Here is a 3,578-nt window from a genome sequence, read left to right as displayed (position 1 = left end):
TCTCGGTGTCGGTCAGCTCCAGCCGGACCGGCGTGCCGGCCCGTGTGCCGATCTTGATCAGGTATTTGCCGCGGCCGTGACCACCACCGCCGTGTGGGTCCTGCGGCGCTCCGCCCGGCCCGGCGGGCTCGCCGGGCAGCGGGAGGTGGCCTCCCTCGCACCCAAGCAGGCCGAACAGCGCGCCCGCGCGCTGCGCCCCTCACTCAAGGACCGGCCAGCCCTCCAGGCCCGCGAACGGGGTGTCCTGCTCGGCGACCTCGAGCCTCGCGGCCCCGAACTGCGAGGCTCCGACGAGGACGTCTATCTGGCCCTCATGGCCCCCCGGGCCGGAAAGTCCACCGCCCTGGCCACCCCCACCGTGCTGGAAGCGCCCGGCGCCGCCCTCCTGACCTCCAACAAAGCCGACGTCTACGCCATCACCCGCAAAGCCCGCTCCCGCGTCGGCACCGCCTGGGCCCTCGACCCACAGGGCGTCGCCCACACCGAGCGCGAGCTCTGGTGGGACATGCTCGCCTCCGCCCGCACCATCGAAGGGGCCCGCCGGCTCGCCACGCACTTCGTCGCGGCGGGCAACGACAGCTCCGCCCGCCGCGACTTCTGGATGAACGCCGCCCTCAACACCCTCACCGCGCTCTTCCACGCCGCCGCCCTCAACGGCGGCACTGTCACCGACGTACTGGCGTGGCTGTCCACCCCGGCCGACCGCGCCCCCGTCAACGCGCTGCGCGCCAACCACATGACCGCCCTCGCCGACCAACTCGCCTCCACCGTGGCCGGCGCCCCCGAGACCCGCGACGGCGTCTACGAGACGGCCCGCCAGTGCGTCGCCTGCCTCCTCGACCCCCGGATCGCCGCCTGGGTCACCCCCGACAAGCACCGCGCCGAATTCGACCCGCGCACCTTCGTCAGCTCCCGCGACACCCTCTACCTGCTCAGCAAGGACGGCGGCGGCAGCGCCGCCGGCGTCATCGCGGCCGCCGCGGACTCCGTCTTCCGGGCCGGCGTCCAGGCCGCCGAGCAGGCCGGCGGCCGCCTGGACGCCCCCTTGCGCGCCGTCCTCGACGAGGCCGCCAACGTCTGCCGCATCGAGGACCTGCCCGACCTCTACTCCCACCTCGGCTCGCGCGGCATCACCCCCGTCACGATCCTGCAGTCCTACCGGCAGGGCGTACGGGTGTGGGGCGAGGCCGGCATGGACGCCCTGTGGTCCGCCTCCACCGTCAAGCTCCTCGGCGCCGGCCTGGACGACGCCGACTTCGTCGAGAAGGTCTCCCGCCTCGTCGGCGAGCACAAGGTCAAGGAAATCTCCGTCTCCCACAGCTCCAGCGGCCGCAGCACCAGCACCTCCCGGCAACGCGAACGCATCCTGGAAGCGGCCCAGATCCGGGCAATGCCCAAGGGCCGCGCGCTGCTGCTGGCCACCGGCATCCCCGTGGCCATGGTCAAGCTCCGCCCCTGGTACGCGGAGCCCGACGCCGCCGAACTCGCCGCGGCCGCCGCCGCCGAAACCAAGGCGATCACCGAACGCGCACAGAAGGCAGCCCTCGCATGAGCGACCCGGCACCGGCCCTCTCCCAGGACGCCGAAGGCCCGCTCGCCGGCCAGGAACCCGCGGCCCCACCGCTGATCCTCAAACTCGACGGCGACACCCACGACGCGGAACTCGCCGCCCTCGCCCTTTGGGTGGAATACGTCCTGGCCGGCTGCTACCTCACCGAGGTCTCCGCGGCCGCACCCTGGTGCGCACGCTGGTTCGAACACCCCCAGGCCGTCGCCCGCCTGCACGCCCTCTGGCTGGCCTGGCAGGAACTGACCACCCCCGAAGCCGGGGGCTACACCGGCCCCAGCATCTGGCACCGCGACCACCTCGACCCCTGCATGGCCTACCTGCGCAGCCCCTCCGGCCCCTTCGCCGCCTGCATGACCCACCCCGAACGCCCCCAGCACACCGTCCTGCCCCAACCACCGGTCGAGCCACTGCCACCCCCGGGAAGCGGGCACGCCTGACACGGGTGGAGGGGCGGGGTCAGGGCATCCGGCGCGGGCCGGCCGGGCTTTTGACCGCCCTTGTCGTGCGCGGCGCCGCAACAGGGCGAGCACCGCCCCGTCTCGCCCGGGCCGCAGCCGGGCCGTTCGGTGCGGTCACCGAGTAGCTGTTGGCCGCCTCGGCCCGCGACTGCCCGGCACTGCGCTCACACTCGGCGGCTCCAGCTCCACGCCCTCCAGGGCCGCGGCCTCGGCGGAGGGAAGGTCGCCACGCTCGGCGTGTTCCTCCGCGCGGCCACGGGCCAGCTCCGCCAGCCCCCAAGCGGCCTTCGCCTCAGCCTCGGCATATCCGGCGTCCACGGGCCTTTCGAGCGCGTCCGTGCCGCCGTGCCCGGGGGCCACAGGGCGGTCACGGGCCGGGCCGCTCGACGGTTTGTGGAGTGCGCCCTCGTCGACGGCCTTGATGGGGGTGGGCCGTTCGGGGCGCGGGGTGCCTGCGTGTGCCGGGTGCACGGGCACCGGTGGTGTGGTCATGGCAGTTTGTCCCTTCCGGTGGCGTATCGGCGGCGGTGGCCGTGCTGGGCCCGCTCGGCGGGAGCGGGCGTCGCCTGGATGCGAGCCGCGGCCGATGACGGGCGACCAGTCGCCGCTGCCGGAGGCGCGCTGGTGGTCGTGGAGCGGCTGTTGGCCGCGCCGGAGGTCACCGCCTGCGGCAGAGCGGAGCAGCGCCTCCCGGATATCGGGATTGGTGACCTGCTCGGCAACCATGCGACCGTAATGCGCCTCCACCTCCTGAGCGGGCCCGATCAGCTGCCGCAGCTGCTCGACCCTCGCCGCCTCCCGGCCGGCATCCCGTGCCGCCGCCTCATCGTGACGCTCCCGCACAGCGGCGGCGACGGTGACGAGAAACCTCACGCTCATCGCAGCGCCCTGCAGCGCCTGCGCTGCGGCCGTCTCGAACGACGCCTCACTCATGCTATTCGCTCCTGTCGATCGCGGTGCTCCGGGCGGCGGGCAATACGCGGGGCTCCCGTCGGCCCACCGGAACGCCCTCGGTCCGGGGTGATCTGCGTGGTCGGGGCGCCCGGCGGCGCCCGGTCCGGTAGAACGTTTCGCATGATCTTCCATGTCGTACCGCTGGACGACTGGCTCGCCGTGCCGGACCGCCCGTACGCGCCGCCCGCGCTCGCCGAGGAGGGCTTCGTGCACTGCTCGCCCGACGAGGCCACCGCGCTCGCCGTCGCCAACCGGTTCTACCGGGACACCGTCGGCCCGCTGATGGTGCTGATGATCGACGAGAACCTGCTGGACGCCCCGGTGCGCTGGGAGGGGGCGGACCCCGAGCCCCCGCCCGGGGCGGCCCCCGGCACCCTGTTCCCGCACGTCTACGGGCGCGTCAACCGGCCCGCGGTCGTCGGCATGCTGGAGGTCCGGCGGGACGCCGAGGGCAACGCGGTGGACCTCGCCGTCTGGTCCTGACCGCCCCGGCCGGCCCCGCGCGGCCCAACCCGCTCGCCGACCCCGTACGGCCCGCCCCGACTCCGTACGCGCCGGAGCGCGGCAGGCGGCTCGCGCCCCGGCGCGTACGGAGT

General features: G+C 74.3%; 4 protein-coding genes. 3 read left to right on the top strand and 1 reads right to left on the bottom strand.

The window, feature by feature from the left end:
- Both ACSNOD_RS29715 and ACSNOD_RS29710 read left to right on the top strand, forming a co-directional pair.
- Positions 1 to 1,552 (top strand): type IV secretory system conjugative DNA transfer family protein (locus ACSNOD_RS29715; protein ID WP_436770180.1); only part of this gene is annotated, 1,552 nt, incomplete at its 5' end.
- Positions 1,549 to 2,007, top strand: coding sequence for a DUF4913 domain-containing protein (locus tag ACSNOD_RS29710; protein ID WP_436770179.1), 459 nt, complete (start codon positions 1,549 to 1,551; stop codon positions 2,005 to 2,007). The genes ACSNOD_RS29715 and ACSNOD_RS29710, both read left to right, overlap by 4 nt.
- Before the next feature lie 135 nt (positions 2,008 to 2,142).
- On the opposite strand, the gene ACSNOD_RS29705 is transcribed toward ACSNOD_RS29710, so the two are convergent.
- On the bottom strand, positions 2,143 to 2,961 hold the full coding sequence (locus tag ACSNOD_RS29705; protein ID WP_436770178.1) for a hypothetical protein: 819 nt from the start codon (positions 2,959 to 2,961) through the stop codon (positions 2,143 to 2,145).
- A 141-nt stretch (positions 2,962 to 3,102) separates the two neighbouring features.
- Between ACSNOD_RS29705 and ACSNOD_RS29700 the strand changes: the two genes are divergently transcribed.
- Positions 3,103 to 3,465: a DUF952 domain-containing protein gene (locus ACSNOD_RS29700; RefSeq protein WP_436770177.1), complete on the top strand. Its 363-nt coding sequence runs from the start codon at positions 3,103 to 3,105 to the stop codon at positions 3,463 to 3,465.
- The last annotated feature ends 113 nt before the right edge of the window (positions 3,466 to 3,578 follow it).

It is taken from the genome of Streptomyces sp. URMC 123 (assembly GCF_051386515.1).
Classification (GTDB): Bacteria; Actinomycetota; Actinomycetes; order Streptomycetales; family Streptomycetaceae; genus Streptomyces.
This window is presented reverse-complemented; position numbering and strand designations above follow the sequence as displayed.

Excerpts from the sequence above, each read along its gene's own strand:
- ACSNOD_RS29710 (WP_436770179.1), top strand. The coding sequence starts at position 1,549 with ATGAGCGACCCGGCACCGGCCCTCTCCCAGGACGCCGAAGGCCCGCTC.
- ACSNOD_RS29705 (WP_436770178.1), bottom strand. The coding sequence starts at position 2,961 with ATGAGTGAGGCGTCGTTCGAGACGGCCGCAGCGCAGGCGCTGCAGGGC.
- ACSNOD_RS29700 (WP_436770177.1), top strand. The coding sequence starts at position 3,103 with ATGATCTTCCATGTCGTACCGCTGGACGACTGGCTCGCCGTGCCGGAC.